This is a genomic window from Enterocloster bolteae, assembly GCF_002234575.2.
GTDB classification, from domain to species: Bacteria; Bacillota; Clostridia; order Lachnospirales; family Lachnospiraceae; genus Enterocloster; species Enterocloster bolteae.
This window is the reverse complement of the sequence record NZ_CP022464.2, coordinates 4538047-4554888: the sequence shown is the minus strand read 5'-3', so window position 1 is coordinate 4554888 and position 16842 is coordinate 4538047. Positions and strand designations below refer to the sequence as shown.

Sequence of the window (16842 nt, the reverse complement as noted above, 5' to 3'; positions counted from 1 at the left end):
TGACGGAACGATTATACATCATATGCAGAGAGAATGCCAGAATAAAATAGAAACCTGTGGGAATGCTAAGATAACGGTAAAATGAATGGAAAGGCAGGAAAATAATACATGGGATTTATCATAGCATTGCTGTCAGGCGCCTTAATGAGCATACAGGGCGTATTTAACACGGAAGTGACAAAGCAGACCAGCGTCTGGGTGGCTGCGGGCTGGGTACAGCTTACGGCCTTTATTACCTGCGTGGTCATATGGCTGTTTACAGGCAGGGAGCCTGTGGCCGGCCTCATGCAGGTTACGCCCAAATATGTGCTTGTGGGCGGTATCATGGGAGCACTTATCACCTACACGGTTATCCGGAGCATGGGAAGCCTGGGACCGGCCAAGGCGGCTCTTCTGATTGTGGTCTCTCAGATAATCATAGCTTATGCCATTGAGCTGTTCGGGCTGTTTGGCGTTGAGAAAGCCCCCTTTGCGTGGAACAAGATAATCGGGGCGGTCATTGCCATAGGCGGAATTGTAATTTTTGAAAGATAAAATTTGGAAATTAACGCTTGTATTTGCAGGGGGTTTCCGATAGAATAGGAGTATCAGGCTGGGACGGTGCTCTCTGGAAGGAGGGATACCGCCCAAGATGAAACTTACATCTTTCAAAGTAATAAAACTGGCAGTGATTGTCATATGTATGTTGGCTGCAGGCATATGCTATAGCTGCAGTGTGAAGAACCGGGATATCGAACCGGAAAATATGGTTATGGCATTGGAGTCTGACAGTGGTTTCGCTGTTGAGGAACGTGGGGGGATTGAAGGCCCGCGGTACCGGGACGAACCGGAAGGCGGGGCCGGGGCCATGTCCGGGGACGCGGATGGAGAGCATCTGCGTGTACAGGACAGTGTGCCGGGACAGGATGGCATGCGGGGACAGGAAGGTACGCCGGGACAGGATGGCATGCTGCCCCAGAAAGGCAGCCGGTCCGGGGAAGATACGCTGCCCCGGGAGGATACATTGTCCGGGGAAGATATGCCTCTGGTATATATTCATGTATGCGGCCTGGTGAGTACGCCGGGCGTATATGGACTTCCTGCAGGCAGCCGGGTATATGAGGCCATTGAGGCGGCGGGAGGATTCTCAGAAGCAGCAGTGCCGGATTATCTGAATCTGGCCCAGGTGTTAGAGGACGGCATGAAGATACAGGTGCCGGACCGCGAACAGGCAGAGGAGTGGAAGGCCCGTGGGCTGACCCAGTCAGGTATATCCATGGGCGGAGGAACAGCAGGCGTTCAGACGTCCGGCAGGACAGGGAGCGGCGAAGGCGGTTCTAAGGCCAGGGTGAATCTTAACACGGCTTCCAGGGAAGAACTGATGACCCTCAGGGGAATCGGAGCGTCCAGGGCAGATGACATTATCCATTACCGCCAGGAGTTTGGCGGATTTAAGTCCATTGAGGATATTATGAATGTATCCGGTATCAAGAATGCTGCGTTTGAAAAGATTAAGGACAGTATTACAGTGTAAATAACGGCAGGCGGCCTTGGTTATCGGGCCGCCGTTTAATAATAGATAAGGGGAATGGAACATGGCAAGAGTATTAGTGGTTGACGATGAGAAATTAATTGTAAAAGGAATCCGCTTCAGTCTGGAACAGGACGGGATGGAAGTGGACTGTGCATATGACGGCGAGGAGGCCATTGAACTGGCCAAAAAGACAGAATATGATATTGTGCTTCTGGATGTGATGCTGCCCAAGTATGACGGTTATGAGGTGTGCCAGGCCATACGTGAGTTTTCGGATATGCCCATCATTATGCTGACGGCCAAGGGCGGCGACATGGATAAGATTCTGGGGCTGGAGTACGGCGCCGATGATTATATCAGCAAGCCCTTCAACATACTGGAGGTCAAGGCCAGAATCAAGGCCATCATACGAAGAAGCGGGAAGAGCAAACGTCAGAAGCGGGAGGAGGCGGAATCCGGCGTGATTGGCGCAGGGGACCTTAAGATGGATACAGAGAGCCGCAGGGTATTTATCGGCGAGCGGGAAATCAATCTCACAGCCAAGGAATTTGACCTTCTGGAGCTTCTGGTACGCAATCCCAACAAGGTATACAGCAGGGAAGCGCTTCTGACCTATGTATGGGGAAATAAGGCCATGGACAGCGGGGATGTGCGTACCGTGGATGTCCATGTGAGGAGGCTGCGCGAGAAAATCGAACCCAGTCCCAGCGACCCAAGGTATGTACATACGAAGTGGGGCGTGGGATACTATTTCAGGGTAAAGGCTTAAGAACAGCAAAGGATACGAAAAGAGGACAGAAGATGGATGGTATTACCATAAGGACAGCGGTACCGGCTGATTTGGACGCAGTGGTGCAGGTGGAGGCAGCCTGCTTTCCGGCAGCGGAGGCAGCAGACAGAAAAAGTTTGAAGGAGCGTCTGGATGTATTTCCTCAGAGTTTTTTGGTGGCTGAGGATGGAAACCGAATCATCGGGTTTATCAATGGCGCTGTCACAAATGAGAGGACCATTGGGGACGAGATGTTTGAGGATACTTCACTCCATGAGCCGCAGGGCGCCTACCAGAGTATATTCGGCCTGGATGTGATTGAGGAATACCGGCACCGTGGGGTGGCTTCCCGTCTGATGAAGGCCATGATTGAACGGGCCAGGAGCCAGGGGCGCAGGGGACTTATTCTTACCTGTAAAGAACGGCTGATTGGGTATTATGAAACCTTTGGATATGTGAATATGGGCATTTCCAAATCCGTTCACGGCGGGGCTGTGTGGTACGATATGATACTGGAGTTTTAGCAGATGAAGATTACCCTTGTAACGGTTGGAAAGATTAAGGAACGATATTTTGAGGATGCCATCAGGGAGTATGCCAAGCGCCTGAGCCGCTACTGTAAACTGGATATTATCCAGGTAGCGGATGAAAAGACGCCGGACGGGGCCGGCGAGGCCATTGAGCGGCAGATTAAGGAAAAGGAAGGACAGCGCATCCTTTCTAATATTAAAGATGGGGCTTACGTCATTGCCCTGGCCATTGAGGGGAAGATGCTGACCAGCGAGGAGCTGGCAGGCAGGATTCAGAGGCTGGGAGTGGATGGGGTAGGCCATATTGTGTTTGTCATAGGCGGTTCGCTGGGATTGTCCGGGGACGTTATGAAGCGGGCGGACTTTGCCCTGAGCTTTTCTAAGATGACATTTCCGCATCAGCTGATGCGGGTGGTGCTGTTGGAACAGGTTTACAGGAGTTACAGGATTATTACGGGGGAGCCGTATCATAAGTAGTGGGAGTATAAAGCATCTGTAGTTAATGAAAGTGGCTGAAAAACAGCTGGATAATTACCAATAGTTACCAATGCGTTACAATTAGGTGGACGATTACCTGAATAAGTGTTAAAATGAAACAAAAAAGGGGAGGAGTATACATATGAAAAAATCGTTTCTGGTAATTTTATCAGCTGCAATGATTTTAGGGGGCTGCGGAGGTTCGGGGACATCCGCTGCAACAAACACGGAGAAGGCACAGGAGAGTGCGTCCGAAACAGCGGACATGCAAAAGGAGACAACACAAAAGGAAACCACTGAGGCTGAAACTACAGTTCCTCCTAAAGAGGTAAAGGAACTGTCTGTAGAAGAATTTGATGAGTTGCTGTCAGGCCTTCCGGTTTCGGTTGTTAAGTCGGAATACCTTGTACAGGATGAACAGTATAAGTCTCTTTACCCGGATATGCTGAATGCGGTGATTCAGAATAACACGGATGCGGACATTAAAGATGCGGTTCTTGCTTTTGTGGCCTGGGACAGCAATCATCTTCCGGTTAAGCTGGTGGGCAACATGGACTTTTCAGGAGGAGACTATTTTGCAGAAGTAAATTATAGTGATATCAATTTAGTGGGCGGAAGTACATTTGGGGAGGATTTCGGTTTTTCCATTAATGAATCCTGTAAGGTGGATACATTTAAACCCATCATACTGTCATTTGAAACATTTGATGGTGACAAATGGAAGAATCCTTATGTAGACAGCTTCCGCCAGGCCTATGAGGGAAAGAAGTATTCCGATGATATTAAAATTGAAGTGGAGATGCAGGATGTGACTTTTGCAAAGTCAGAGGCTCCGTCAGGGACAAGAGTGGAAAATGCATCCGCGGAAGAACTGGAGGCATCTTTGGCCGGACAGCCGGTGTTTGTGAGCAGCACAAAGTATGTGGTTCAGGATGAGAGATATAAGTCACTGTATCCGGATATGCTTCAGGCCGTAATTCAGAATAATTCAGAGGAGGACATCCGTGATGCGGTTGTGGCCTATGTTGGCTGGGATGCCAATGGTCTTCCTGTGAAAATCAAGGGACATCTGAGCTATGGCGATTCCACATATGTGACGGAAGTATTATTTGAGAATATTAATCTGGTTCCAGGCAGTTCTTATGGTGATTCCCAGGGGTATGCCATTGATGAAGATTGTGGTGTGGATACATTTAAAGCAGTTGTCGTATCATACACAACGTTCGAGGAGAAAACATGGGAAAACCCAGATTATAAAGCGTTTTGCGATTTATACGGAGGAAAACGGCTGGCACAGTGATGAGGTCAGGACCGTTTGAACTGAGAAAATTTAAAACTATAAAATATTGCCCATCCACACTATCAATATCTTGCGGCCATGTCTTATTTCTTATAGGACATGGCCCATTTTTTGTAGTTCAATTTAAAGCGGAAAAGTTTATAATCTTCCTGTAAAGAAAACGTTAAGAATCCCAACGGGGAGAACAGGAGAAAGATTATGATGAAAAAGGCATTAACATTGGTATTGGCCGGGGTAACCGCGTTGTCATTGACTGCATGCGGGGGAGGCGCGTCCGCGTCCGCAACCACAGCAGCACCGGCCGCAGGCGGAGAGACCAAGGCAGGCGAGGCCAAGGCACCTGAAAAGGACGTAAAGACAACTACATTAAAGCTGGCTTTTAACCAGTCGGAGAAGCATCCCCAGTATCTGGCTTTGTCCGAGATGAGCGATGCTTTCTATGAGGCAACCGGCGGCGCATATAGAATTGAAATCAGCCCCAACGAGCTTCTGGGCTCACAGAAGGATGCCTTTGAGCTGGTACAGAGCGGTACCATCCAGATGGCCATGGTGGCCAACTCCATTGTGGAAAATGTAAATCCTGATTTTGCCGTGTTGGGCCTTCCTTACGCCTATGACAGCGTGGAGCATCAGAAAAAGGTATTTACCAGCGGAGCCCTGGACGATATCTTTGCAAGTACAGAAGCCAACAATTTCAGCGTTATGGCGGCATTTACAGCAGGAGCGCGCTGCATCTATACAGACAAGCCGGTTCAGACCCCGGCTGATTTAAAGGGCTACAAGATCCGCGTTATGGAATCCCAGACCTGTATCGCTATGCTGGATGCAATGGGCGGAGTGGGAACACCTATGGCCCAGGGAGAGGTTTATACCGCGATTCAGCAGGGTGTAATCAACGGCGGCGAAAATAATGAGATTACCTATGCAGATTTAAAACACTATGAAGTGGCTCCTTACTTCTCCTACACACGTCATCTGATGATTCCGGATCTCCTGGTTATGAATACAGCCACCTTAAAGGGGATGAGCGAAGAGGACCAGCAGACCTTAAAGGATCTCTGCAAGGAATACACAGAGCGCGAATTTCAGCTGTGGGATGAAAACCTTGAGGGTGCAAAAAAGACAGCAGAGGAAGCTGGCGCCCAGTTTATTGATGTGGATATCGCTCCGTTCCAGGAAGCATGCCAGCCTGTTATCGACAATGTGACAATGAAGAGCGAGGGCGCAAAGGCATTATACGAAGAAATTCGCAGCCTTGCCAACTAACAGGGATTAGCAGAAAGCGGGGTCATGACTCATGGAATCAGCAAAGAGAATCCTGGACAGGATTATCGAATGGGTATGTGTGGTACTATTGGCTGTCATGACAATCCTGGTAACCTTCCAGGTTGTTGTGAGATATTTCTTTAACAGTCCCAACGCATATACGGAATCACTTTCCAAGTATATGTTTGTCTGGATGGTTATGTATGGTTCGGCCTATGTGTTTGGGCTGCGGGAGCATATGAATATCGGCTTTGTCCGTGACCATATGCCTCCAAAGACAAGAGTGGTTGTTGAAATGCTGGGTGAACTGATGGTTGCCTTATTCGCAGCAGGCGTCATGATATTCGGCGGCTATAAGCAGGTTACAAGCCAAATGATTCAGATGGACGCGGCGCTTCAGATTCCCATGGGAATTATCTATTCGGCAGTGCCTGTAAGCGCATGTTTCATCCTCTTCTATTTTGTCTACAATGAGATGAAGCTGGCAAAAAAACTGAGAGAAATCTAAGAACAAAGGAGATAGAATTATGGATCAGGCAATACTTGTAGCACTGGTTATGCTGGTCTGCGTGCTGACCATGCTGGTTTTGGGAATTCCCATCAGTATCAGCATCGGTCTGGCCTCCACCATCGCCATGCTGTGCGTGCTTCCCTTTGAGAATGCCATGGGAACAGCGGCACAGAAGGTATTTACAGGCGTCAATTCCTTCTCGCTGCTGGCAATACCCTTTTTCATACTGGCGGGGAATATCATGAATAACGGCGGTATCGCCATACGGCTGGTTAACTGCGCAAAAATCTTAAGCGGCAGGATGCCGGGAGCCCTGGCAGAGACCAATGTGGTGGCCAACATGCTGTTCGGAGCCATCAGCGGTTCCGGCGTGGCGGCGGCCGCGGCTATAGGCGGAACCATCGGACCGCTGGAGGAAAAAGAGGGCTATTCAAAGGATTATATGGCGGCTGTCAATATTGCATCCGCACCCACAGGAATGCTGATTCCTCCCAGCAATACCCTGATTGTGTACTCCACGGTTGCGGGCAGCGTGTCAATCTCCGCGCTGTTTATGGCGGGATATCTTCCAGGCCTTTTATGGGGAATCGGAGTAATGGTGATTGCGGGTATTATGGCATCCAAACGCGGATACAGAAACCGGGATGAAATCACCCTGGCCATTGTGTTGAAAACCGTATGGGCGGCCATACCCAGCCTGCTTTTGATCGTGATTGTTATTGGCGGTATTTTAATAGGGGCTTTTACGGCCACGGAAGGTTCCGCTATCGCGGTTGTATATTCCCTGCTGCTGAGCTTTATCTACCGCAGCATTAAGATAAGGGATTTAAGAAAGATTCTGTTAGACAGCGTAAAGATGACTGCCATTGTAATATTCATGATTGGCGTATCGTCCATCATGAGCTGGATTATGAGCTTTACCAATATACCTGCCATTATTGCGGATGTACTTTTGGGACTTACCAACAGCAAGATTGCCATTCTTCTGATTATGAACCTGCTGCTTCTGGTGGTGGGAACCTTCATGGACCCGACCCCGGCAATCCTTATATTTACACCCATCTTCCTTCCGATTTGTACCAGCTTTGGCATGCACCCCATCCATTTCGGAATCATGATTGTATTCAACCTGTGCATCGGTACAATCACGCCGCCGGTAGGACCTATTCTGTTTACAGGCTGCAAGGTGGCAAATGTGAAAATTGAAGAAGTATTTAAGACACTTCTTCCATATTTTGCAGTGACAGCGGCCATACTGTTACTGGTGACCTATGTACCGGCCATTTCCATGACCATCCCTAATGTACTGGGGCTTGTAAAATAAAATCATATGGCATCCAATATCCCTCAGCTTCGGTTGAGGGTATTTGGTGTTGTGGAAAGGAGGGAGTTATGATACAATGTCCGCAAAATTTATTTTCCTGAAAGGAAGGTCTCACGTGACTTTGAATATGCATCCACGTATCCCCGCGCAGACATCAGCAGCCCTGACAAAGGCCCTGGCAGCGGTTCTTATGGCGGCATCCGTCCTTCTTACCGGCTGCGCTTTTGACGGCGGACCGGAGAGTCCGTCCCTTCCCCGGAGCCAGGCCGTAATCCTGAGGCTGGCGGAGACCATGCCGGAGAATCATCCCTCCGCCCAGGCCATGGCGTATTTTGCGGAAATGGTGAGCCGTGAAACCCAGGGCAGGGTAACGGTCAAGATTTACTATAACGGAAGCCTGGGAACCCCCACGGAAATCATTGAACAGGTAAAGTTCGGCGGTATCGCCATGGCCCGCGTCAATGTCCTGGAGCTGTCGGAGGAGGTGGAATCTATCCGAAAATACTTTGTCCCTTCCAACTTTGCAGGCGGAGACGCACAGACAGAGTGGATACACAGCAATGAGGAAACCCTGAGGGACGAATGCCAGATGGACCGCATCACGCCCCTGGTCTGGTATTACCCCGATTTTCGGTGCTTCTATGGCACAGACTCAACGTTCCTGGATAAAAAGGATTTGGAGGGCAAGAAGATTGAGAGCAGCGAGTCCGCTCTGATGGCGGAGATTTTCCGGGATATGGGAATCGAGCTGGCAGGCTCCGTCAATACCAACACATATAAATCGCTGATATCAGGCAATATCGACGGGGCTGAGTCCTCATTTTCTGAATTTATATGCAATAACTACGACCAGTATATCCATTTTGTCACCAAAAATGATGCGTGGTGCCTTCCGGATGTGATGATCATTAACACGGAAAACCTGACCTCGCTCTCCAAGGAGGACAGGGAGGCCGTGGAAAAGTGCGCGCAGAGCACGTACCAATACCAGAAGCAGAGCATGGAGCAATTCCATCAGGTTTGGGTGGAAACGCTTACGGAGGAACCGGAGGTCAGCTTCAGCGAAGGAGTGTTCAGATGAAGAAACTAACATTCTGGTGGAAACAGTTCTGTTTTTCAGTGGGCGCCCAAATCAATGCGGTGCTGCTTCTGATGCTGATACTGTTTCTCTCATTTTCCATTTACAACCACTCCCTGTTTAACCAGTTTAATGCCAGATATCAAAAGGAAATCGACCAGTACTACTCCATACTGGAGCTGAAAAACCATTTTCTCCAGAGCGGCATCCTGTTTGAGGAGTACATGAAGACGGGAAACCGCACCACCTTGGCTGAGTTTAATGATACCTATGAAAAAGCCAGGTCTGTTATAGATATCCTGTATACAGAGAGCACCAATGAGGAATCCTGGTATCTTCTGCGGGGAATTGACCAGTCCTTTGAGTCATACTACAGTGAATGCTGCAATGCCTCCTTTCTGTACAACGGCAGCGATTACAGGTATTATGACAGTTTTTACTACAGCCAGACCATCGGCGGATATCTGGAGAAATACACCAATGAACTGCTCCAGTATGCGCTGGAGTCCAGTGTGGACAGCAACCGGGAGCTGACCTACAGACGGAAGGTGATGACCGCATTCAACATGGGAGCCGTGGCAGCTGCCTGTGTCCTCATTGCGGCGTCAGCCAGCTATATATTCGTGAGGGTGACGCGGCCCTTAAATGAGCTTAAAAAACAGGTGGAGGAGATAGGCAGGGGAAATCTGGACGCGCACGTTAAGGAGAGCTCCGGGGAAAATACAGTGAGCATGCTCTCGCGGGCATTTAACCATATGGCCTTCAGCCTGAAGGAAAAAATAGAGAGCGAAAAGCAGCTTCTGGTGGAACAGCGCAAAAATGAGGAGTATGAAAAGCTGCTGAGCCAGGCCCGTTTCCTTGCGCTGCAAAGCCAGATTAATCCCCATTTTCTCTTTAATACCTTAAACAGCATCAACAGGACCGTCATGCTGGGGCGCCGGGAACAGGCGCTGACCATGCTGGATTCATTGTCAGTGCTGCTGCGCTATAACCTGGCGGACGCTCAGATGCCGGCCCTTTTGGGAGAGGAGCTGGGAATTACAGAGGAATACCTGAAGATCCAGAAGATGCGTTTTTCATCCAGGCTGAACGTGGATGTCAGGCATGACAGGAAGCTGGAACAGGCTGTGACGCTTCCCAGGTTTACCCTGCAGCCCCTTGTGGAAAATGCGGTAATCCATGGCCTGGAGCCCAAGGAAGAAGGGGGAACCCTTATTCTGGATGTCAGAAAGACGGGGAATTATATACGGATACGGATTTGCGACAATGGAATGGGGATAGAAAAGGAACGCCTGGAGAGGATCAGGAGGCGTCTTTCGGAGAAGCAGCCGGAACGGATTGGAGTATGGAATATATGGCAGAGGCTTTCCTTATATACAGGCAGGGATGACAGTCTTAAAATCATGAGCAAAAAAGGTGCAGGCACCATTGTCAGTATTTACCTGCACAGGGGAGAAGAAGATGTATAAAATATTGATTGCAGATGACGAGGAACTGGAGCGGGAGGCACTGCGCTTCTTTATCAATGAATCCTCCCTGGATATAGACCAGGTTATAGAATGTGCTTCGGGAACAGAGGTTATCAAGCGGGTGATGCTCGACAGGCCGGATATCATTGTGCTGGACATCAACATGCCCGGCCTGAACGGCCTCCAGGCTCTGGAAAAAATAAAGAGTCAGGATTACAGGTTCCGGGCCGTCTTTTCCACTGCTTATGACTATTTTGAGTATGCAGTGGAGGCACTGCGCCTTGGGGCAGTGGATTTTATGGTAAAGCCTGTGAAAAAGGAGGCGTTTATCAATGTAATCATGCGGGCCATTGACGAGCTGGACGCGGAGGCGGAGAAGGAGTACCGTGAAACAAAGCTGTTAAAGACCCTGGATATGATGGAGAGCAAGATGGTTCATGATATGGTTCTGGGCAATATGCCGGAGGAGGTGCTCTACTATCTGGATTTGAAAAACATCAGAACTGAGTGCAGCGGAAACTGTTTCTGCATCCGCCTCCAGGGCTCCCTGGATAAATGCGCCAGGCAGAAGCTGTTTCAGGCTGTCAGGAAGGAATTTGATTATCTGGACCTGACCGTCATGTTCAGCGAGACAAACCACATGGTTACGGCTGTTGTTTTCTGCCGTGAGCCGGATGTGCTTCCGGGGATTTTCAGGAGGATGGAAGAATTCCTGGCTTCGATTTTAAAACAGCAGCAGATTGCCTTTATGATGGGAAGCGGAACCCCCTTTGTGGATGTCAGCCAGATAGAGGAAAGCTATGAGAAAGCCCGGGAGCGGGTGGGGGACATGGTGGCCCGGACCCGGTGCGGGGAGGAGGGCACGGAACAGGACAGGGACATGCCCAGGGAGGTGGAGGGCATCTGTTCCTTCATACAGGAACATTACCAGAAACGCCTGACCCTGGATACCATTGCCTCGGAGGCCGGGTTCAGCAAATACTATGTAAACCGCCTTTTCAAGCAGTATATGGGAACCACGGTGGTGGATTACCTGATTCAGATCCGGATGAAGAAGGCAAAGGAACTGCTGAGAAACGAGACCTACAGCATCAAGCAGATAAGCGGTATGGTGGGATATTCGGAGCCGAATTACTTCACATGGACATTTAAGAAAATGGAAGGTATGTCTCCGTTAAAGTTCCGCTATGAGCAGGCGGAAGGCATCAGAGAGGAGAATGACGGGGAATGAGAACAATATACAGGGCAGGGATTCTGACAGCGGCTCTGATGGTGCTGGTGCTGGGAGGCTGCAGCGGTTTTGATAGAGGGGGAGAGGAGATGGCATCCGCCGCAGGCCGGGGCGCGGATGCGCGTCTGGGGCTGGATGCAGGCCAGGGTCCAAATGCAGTAATAAAAGAAGGCGGACAGGGGAAGGAGGGGTTGGAAAAAAAACCTGAAAAGATATATTCCATGCAGATTGGCCATTCCCAGCCTGTGGACAACCCGCGCCACCAGTCCTTCCTGCTGTTTAAGAAGCTGCTGGAAAAGAAAACAGACGGCGGAATCCAGGTGGATATCTACCCGGCCGGTCAGCTGGGCAGCGAGGCATCCATGCTGGAACAGGTCTGCGACGGCACCATACAGGGATTTCGCGGGGGACAGCTGGAGATAGTTCCCAGGATGCTTGTGTTTTCCCTTCCCTTTCTCTGCGAAGACAGAACCCAGGCAGAACGTCTGGTAAACTCCGAATTTGCCAGGGAAATAAGCATGGATTCCCTGAAAAGCGGAGCCACCATATTGGGAATCGGCGATGCGGGCGGATTCCGGCAGTTTTCCAACAGCGTGCGGATGATCCGCAGGCCGGAGGATTTGAAAGGGCTTAAGATGCGCTCCAACGGCATGGACACCATCAATAAAACATTGGAGGCCCTGGGAGCCGAGGTCATGATTGTTCCCTACAACGACCTGTATATGGCCCTGAAGTCAGGCGCCATTGACGGTCAGGAAAATCCGTGGGTCAATTCCTCCGGAATGCGGTTTTATGAGGTCCAGAAGTATTTTACAGAAGTGAATTACCAGTTCCACCCGGAACCCTTCTATGTAAATACCAGGTGGTACGAGTCGCTGCCCCCGGAGTATCAGGAGATTCTGGCAGAATGTACGGAAGAGATGATGAAGGAAAATAACCGTCTCATTGATGAAAATGAAGTGCAGGCAATGGAAAATATCCGGGCCAACGCAGAAATTTACACCCTTTCCAGGGAGGAGCGGCAGGCCTTTGTGGAGGCCACGCAGGTGGTGTATGAGGAATACATGGACAATGGCCTTTTGACCATGGATGATCTGGCACGTATGAAACGAATCATCAGGGGGGAAGAAAAGTAAGAGTGCCCATACAGATGATTCCCTGTATGGGTTATCGGACTGGTATGGGTTATCGGACCGGAATGTAAATGTCAATCCGGCTGTCAGGATGATTAAATCCCAGGAACCGCTCATCGTACAGCTCAAAATCCTCCCTGCCGTCCAACTTCTCCTGGGCGGTCAGGGACCAGGTGCCCCAGATATACTGATAGGTCAGGGGCAGGCTTTTTAGGGAGCCTGTATGGGTGAACACAGCGTACTTTCCGCCGGGAATGGTTTTATACACCAGGGGAGGAGGAAGGACCGACATGGAGCTGACTTCCACGGACACCACCTCGGAGAACAGCAAATCATCGTTCATGGTGTACAGGGTGTTTCCCTCACCGCAGGATTCACATATGCCAAAGCCGCGGCCGTGGGGGATCTGATCGGGAATCTGCGGCATGAGGTCAAGAAAACGGGTCCACAGCTGGGGAATCCGGTTGTTTCGCAGGGTGGTGCGATCCCGCAGGCCGGCGGTGAGGATATCGGGAATCTCCACAATCCGGGGGCGGACCGTCAAGGATTGTGTCAGGTGGGCCAGCAGGTGCTGGTCGGCTTTTGGTTTCTGGCTTATGATGACATCCAGCCTGTTTTTGCGGTAGCCGGCCGGACTTGTGTGGTAGACGGCCTTGAAGGCCCTGCTGAAGGCTTCGCTGGATTCAAAACCATGGTCCAGCGCAATGTCGATGATGCGTCTCTCCGTGTAGATGAGCTCCCTGGCCGCATGGGACAGACGCCGTTTCTTTATATAGCTGCCGACGCTCTCCCCGAGGACGGCGGAGAACTGCCGGTTTAAATGGTAATAAGAATATCCCGCCTCCCTGGCCGCATCCTCCACGGTGAAGGATGCGGTCAGGTGGCTTTCTATAAACAGGATGGTTTTTTCTATGGCATTGTTGTAGTTCATACGAGGCTCCTGTATGCAAAGATGGATGGGTCCGCTGTCTGGTTATGGATTTCGATGGCAGCGGTTTCCTGGGGAAATGGATCCGAGAAGTTAAAGTCATGCCAGCCGTTTTGAGGCCGTCCTCCCCAGCACAGGGAAAGACTGCCCCGGACAGGGTCCAGGACCATGGTTTTTGTGGTGCCGAAAAATTGGCTGTAGTAACTGCATGACAGGCCCTCCGGATAAGGAGTCAGAAAGAAATCCTTCAGCTGCCCGGCAGTGATGCCCTTCTTGTGCCGCTCCAGGAAGGCGGTGATGTTATCATACCGGCGGATGGAGTGGACGAATGCTTTGGGTTCATAGGGAATCAGTTCCTCCAGCACAGGATGGTTGGTGGCATAGAGGGTCTGTTCCCCGGAGTCACTGTCAATGGCCTTCACTGCCATACGTCCGTCCAGGGTTTCCACCAGGGCGCAGCGGCCTTCCCTGTCCAACACAATCAGGTTCAGGTTGTATGCCACAGGCATGTCTTTCAGCATGGACAATGCCTCCTTTACATCGCGGCAGTTTTCCAGCAGGGTACGGACCACGGCCCAGAACTGCAGACCGGTAACCGCGGGCCTGCGCATCTCAGGCAGGGGGCCAACAGGAAAACCGCTGGAGCTCAGTGTAACGGTCAGGCCCATTTCATTGATGCCGTCGTCACGGCCGATTCCCAGCACACTGGTTCCTATATGCGTATATTTTCCCTTGATGCAGGTTTTTATGACGGTAAAATCCTCTGCCTCATCGTTAAACTCATAATTCCTGGCAGTCATGGGATGACCGGAGGCAGTCATGGAGGGCAGAAGGGCCAGGTGGCTGCAGCGCGGTGTAAGCCAGGTCATGCCGTAATAGAGAACCTGCTCAGGGGCGCAGCCCAGGGCATCGGCAAATCCGGCCAGCTCTTCGTTAAGCCCGGGACACCAGCGGCTAAAACATTGGCTGGCCTGGTTAAACTGCGTCAGGCCGAAGCCGGGGAAACCGCCTGAGAGGCGCTTCTTAAGACTGGGAACAGATGCCAGACGGCTGCCCAGCAGGCGGCCGGCCTCATAGCTGCTTCCTGAAAGCTCCAGGGCATGTGTATGTATGGTTTTCATAGGGATACCTCCTCTTGTTGTTATACCCCTATTTTAGGTGAAATAAAGGAGGAATCATGATATTTCCTGCGGAATTTGAAAGCAGCCTGCCATTGTCCGGGCGTATGGGTCCAATATATCATATCCGGGGTAAAAACAAAAGACGCCAAAAGAAGCCATGGGGGGCAAAAATAATGGCTAAAACAGCGGCAAAAACAATGGGGCAGACAAAAATTAAGTATAATATAGTTGTGAATGCAGGATGATAGAGATATAATGGCAGAAAATACAGTTTGCGCCGGACCGGCAGGAAATCTGCGGGACGGCCGGCAGAAAGGGGCGCTATGAAAAAGAATCCCCAGGGAAAACGGTGGCACAGGCTGGATAACACAGGTAAGATATTTCCCATGATAGCCAATGAAAACCTGAGCAATGTATTCCGTATTTCCGTAACATTGAAAGAAGAGATAGACCCCGGACTGCTGGGACAGGCGCTGGAAGAGGTACTGCCCTGGTTTGCCGGGTTCAAGGTGAAGCTTAAGAGAGGTTTTTTCTGGTATTACTTCGAGGAGAACAAACGCCAGCCCTTTGTGGAGCAGGAGGGAAGCTGGCCCTGCCGCTATATCGACCCCAAGAGCAACCAGCTCTACCTGTTCCGTGTAAGCTATTATGGAACCAGAATCAATCTGGAGGTATTTCATGCGGTGACGGACGGCATGGGGGCCGTGAATTTCCTGAAGGAACTGACCGCAGGATACCTGGAATTAAAGCGGGGAGGGCGCAGGACCGGCGCGGGGCCGGGAGAAGGCGTGTCCACCCAGACAGAGGACAGCTACCTTAAGAATTACCGGAAAATGCAGACCAGACGCTACAGCTCCCGGCCGGCGCTGCGCCTTACTGGGAGATATATTCCCTTTGGAGGGGAGAGTGTGGTCCACGGGTACGCGGACACAGGGGAGCTTAAGGCGGTAAGCCGTAAAATGGGGGTCAGTATCACAAAGTACCTGACCGCCTGCCTGATCTGGTCCATTTCCAGAGTATATGAGGAGGAAGGCCGGAAGGGACGCCATATCGGTGTGAACCTTCCCATTAACCTGAGGGCCTTTTTCGGCTCCGACACAGCCTCCAACTTTTTCGCGGTGACAGCCATTGACCATGAACCGGGACAGGGCAGGGATGAATTTGAGGAAATTCTCGCATCGGTATGCAGGCAGATGGACGAGAAGATAGTGAAGGAAAAACTGGAGGAGACCATTTCCTACAATGTCTCAAATGAGAAGAAATGGTATGTCCGCATCCTTCCGCTGTTTGTCAAGTGGCTGGCTCTGGGCTTCATCTTCCGGCGCAATGACAGGGCCCATACCATTACCTTATCCAATATCGGTCTTATCTCCATGGACCGGGAGTATCAGGATGACATTGAAGGGTTCCGCATGCTGATCGGGGTGTCAAAGCGCCAGCCGGCCAAATGCGGCGTGTGTTCCTTCGGCCACAGGACCGTCATCACCTTCACCAAGGTATTCCAGGATTCCAGGCTGGAGGAATGTTTTTTCGGCCGCCTGAGGGCGGACGGCATTCCGGTGGAGCTGGAGAGCAACGGCGTTATCATGCCGGAGGCGGATAAGGGGAATTATCCGGTGATTCAGCATGACGAGAGCATATGGAAAAAACTGGTGCTTGTATGCTACGGTGTATTGGCTGTGGTGGCACTGTTTCTGGGCCTGGTTAATATTGTTACCTATGACGGGCTCTGGTGGTCGGGCATTGCCATACCGGGTATCGCCTATGTGGGCCTGACCCTCCGGTATTCCATCCTGCGCCATGCCAATCTGGGAAAATCACTGCTGATAGAAACCATTGGCATGCAGATTCTGCTTGTGATGATAGACCGGGTCCTGGGATTTGAAGGCTGGTCCGTCAACTATGCTGTGCCGGGAACCATACTGTTTGCGGATGCGGCCGTGGTGTTCCTCATTGTTGTGAACCGTTTGAACTGGCAGAGCTATTTCATGTACCAGATCGCCATTACGGTTTTCAGCTTTATCCCGCTGATTTTGTGGGCCGCAGGGCTGGTCACCCACCCTGCCATGGCAATTATAACAGTAATACTGACCGTGGGAATCCTGGCTTTGACCATATTCCTGGGGGACAGAAGGTTTAAGAACGAACTCATCAGACGGTTTCATCTGTGATAACGGAGGGACCCTGCATTT

At 50.8% G+C, this 16842-nt stretch carries 17 protein-coding genes; 15 read left to right on the top strand and 2 right to left on the bottom strand.

Going from position 1 to position 16842, the window contains the following annotated elements; translation table 11 throughout:
- The first annotated feature begins 108 nt into the window (after positions 1 to 108).
- The 13 genes from CGC65_RS21070 (at position 109) to CGC65_RS21010 (ending at position 12604) form a co-directional block, all read left to right on the top strand.
- Positions 109 to 534, top strand: coding sequence for a DMT family transporter (locus CGC65_RS21070; protein ID WP_002569702.1), 426 nt, complete (start codon positions 109 to 111; stop codon positions 532 to 534).
- A gap of 97 nt (positions 535 to 631) precedes the next feature.
- Positions 632 to 1513 carry a helix-hairpin-helix domain-containing protein gene (locus tag CGC65_RS21065; RefSeq protein ID WP_002569701.1) on the top strand — a complete coding sequence of 294 codons (882 nt, stop codon included), beginning with the start codon at positions 632 to 634 and terminating at the stop codon, positions 1511 to 1513.
- Positions 1514 to 1574: 61 nt separating this feature from the next.
- Positions 1575 to 2282, top strand: coding sequence for a response regulator transcription factor (locus tag CGC65_RS21060; protein ID WP_002569700.1), 708 nt, complete (start codon positions 1575 to 1577; stop codon positions 2280 to 2282).
- Between the two features lie 32 nt (positions 2283 to 2314).
- On the top strand, positions 2315 to 2806 hold the full coding sequence (locus CGC65_RS21055) for a GNAT family N-acetyltransferase (RefSeq protein ID WP_002569699.1): 492 nt from the start codon (positions 2315 to 2317) through the stop codon (positions 2804 to 2806).
- A gap of 3 nt (positions 2807 to 2809) precedes the next feature.
- Positions 2810 to 3289 (top strand): 23S rRNA (pseudouridine(1915)-N(3))-methyltransferase RlmH, encoded by a 480-nt coding sequence (gene rlmH / locus CGC65_RS21050; RefSeq protein WP_002569698.1) that lies wholly within the window; start codon positions 2810 to 2812, stop codon positions 3287 to 3289.
- A gap of 142 nt (positions 3290 to 3431) precedes the next feature.
- Positions 3432 to 4589: a DUF5780 domain-containing protein gene (locus CGC65_RS21045; protein WP_002569697.1), complete on the top strand. Its 1158-nt coding sequence runs from the start codon at positions 3432 to 3434 to the stop codon at positions 4587 to 4589.
- 198 nt (positions 4590 to 4787) lie between these two features.
- Entirely contained in the window at positions 4788 to 5855 is a 1068-nt protein-coding gene (locus CGC65_RS21040; RefSeq protein WP_002569696.1) for a TRAP transporter substrate-binding protein, read from the top strand.
- A gap of 31 nt (positions 5856 to 5886) precedes the next feature.
- Complete coding sequence (locus CGC65_RS21035; RefSeq protein WP_002569695.1) at positions 5887 to 6363, top strand: TRAP transporter small permease; 477 nt, start codon at positions 5887 to 5889, stop codon at positions 6361 to 6363.
- A 19-nt stretch (positions 6364 to 6382) separates the two neighbouring features.
- Positions 6383 to 7690 carry a TRAP transporter large permease gene (locus CGC65_RS21030; RefSeq protein WP_002569694.1) on the top strand — a complete coding sequence of 436 codons (1308 nt, stop codon included), beginning with the start codon at positions 6383 to 6385 and terminating at the stop codon, positions 7688 to 7690.
- A 76-nt stretch (positions 7691 to 7766) separates the two neighbouring features.
- Positions 7767 to 8771 (top strand): TRAP transporter substrate-binding protein, encoded by a 1005-nt coding sequence (locus CGC65_RS21025; protein WP_002569693.1) that lies wholly within the window; start codon positions 7767 to 7769, stop codon positions 8769 to 8771.
- Positions 8768 to 10237, top strand: coding sequence for a sensor histidine kinase (locus tag CGC65_RS21020; RefSeq protein WP_002569692.1), 1470 nt, complete (start codon positions 8768 to 8770; stop codon positions 10235 to 10237). Before CGC65_RS21025 ends, CGC65_RS21020 begins: the two co-directional genes overlap by 4 nt.
- Complete coding sequence (locus CGC65_RS21015) at positions 10230 to 11468, top strand: response regulator transcription factor (protein WP_002569691.1); 1239 nt, start codon at positions 10230 to 10232, stop codon at positions 11466 to 11468. Before CGC65_RS21020 ends, CGC65_RS21015 begins: the two co-directional genes overlap by 8 nt.
- A complete protein-coding gene (locus CGC65_RS21010) occupies positions 11465 to 12604 on the top strand; it encodes a TRAP transporter substrate-binding protein (RefSeq protein ID WP_002569690.1) in 1140 nt (379 codons plus the stop codon). Before CGC65_RS21015 ends, CGC65_RS21010 begins: the two co-directional genes overlap by 4 nt.
- A gap of 49 nt (positions 12605 to 12653) precedes the next feature.
- On the opposite strand, the gene CGC65_RS21005 is transcribed toward CGC65_RS21010, so the two are convergent.
- Both CGC65_RS21005 and CGC65_RS21000 read right to left on the bottom strand, forming a co-directional pair.
- The gene (locus CGC65_RS21005; protein WP_002569689.1) at positions 12654 to 13532 is read right to left on the bottom strand and encodes an effector binding domain-containing protein; all 879 of its coding nucleotides are present in this window, start codon (positions 13530 to 13532) and stop codon (positions 12654 to 12656) included.
- Positions 13529 to 14650, bottom strand: coding sequence for a C45 family autoproteolytic acyltransferase/hydolase (locus CGC65_RS21000; RefSeq protein WP_002569688.1), 1122 nt, complete (start codon positions 14648 to 14650; stop codon positions 13529 to 13531). The genes CGC65_RS21005 and CGC65_RS21000 overlap by 4 nt, the downstream gene beginning before the upstream one ends.
- Positions 14651 to 14706: 56 nt before the next feature.
- On the opposite strand from CGC65_RS21000, the gene CGC65_RS20995 reads away from it, so the two are divergent.
- Together CGC65_RS20995 and CGC65_RS20990 are read left to right on the top strand one after the other, a co-directional pair.
- Entirely contained in the window at positions 14707 to 14895 is a 189-nt protein-coding gene (locus CGC65_RS20995) for a hypothetical protein (protein WP_002569687.1), read from the top strand.
- Positions 14896 to 14973: 78 nt separating this feature from the next.
- A complete protein-coding gene (locus CGC65_RS20990; protein WP_002569686.1) occupies positions 14974 to 16821 on the top strand; it encodes a DUF6320 domain-containing protein in 1848 nt (615 codons plus the stop codon).
- Positions 16822 to 16842: the final 21 nt, after the last annotated feature.